This window comes from Pseudomonas sp. PS02288 (assembly GCF_029959715.1).
Taxonomy (GTDB): domain Bacteria; phylum Pseudomonadota; class Gammaproteobacteria; order Pseudomonadales; family Pseudomonadaceae; genus Pseudomonas_O; species Pseudomonas_O kuykendallii.
This window is the reverse complement of record NZ_JASCPA010000150.1, coordinates 1-255: the sequence shown is the minus strand read 5'-3', so window position 1 is coordinate 255 and position 255 is coordinate 1. Positions and strand designations below refer to the sequence as shown.

The window sequence follows — 255 nt, the reverse complement described above, 5'->3', positions numbered from 1 at the left end:
CGGTCAGTTCGGCGGCGATCTTCTCGCCACGCACCTTGATCGCCTCGGGCAGCAGCAGCATCGGGTTGATGCTGCTCATCTCGGCGAACACCGGGATCGGCTGCGGACGCGCCGCCGCCATGTCGCAGAGCGCACGACCGCCGCGCAGCGAGCCGGTGAAGCCGACCGCCTGGATCGCCGGGTGCTTGACCAGCGCTTCGCCCACGCCGCCGCCGTAGATCATGTTGAACACGCCCTTGGGCATGCCGGTCTTCT

General features: G+C 68.6%; 1 protein-coding gene. It reads right to left on the bottom strand.

Annotated features, from left to right (window positions below; genetic code table 11):
• Positions 1–255 (bottom strand): aldehyde dehydrogenase family protein (locus QMX85_RS23450; protein ID WP_282344968.1); only part of this gene is annotated, 255 nt, incomplete at both ends.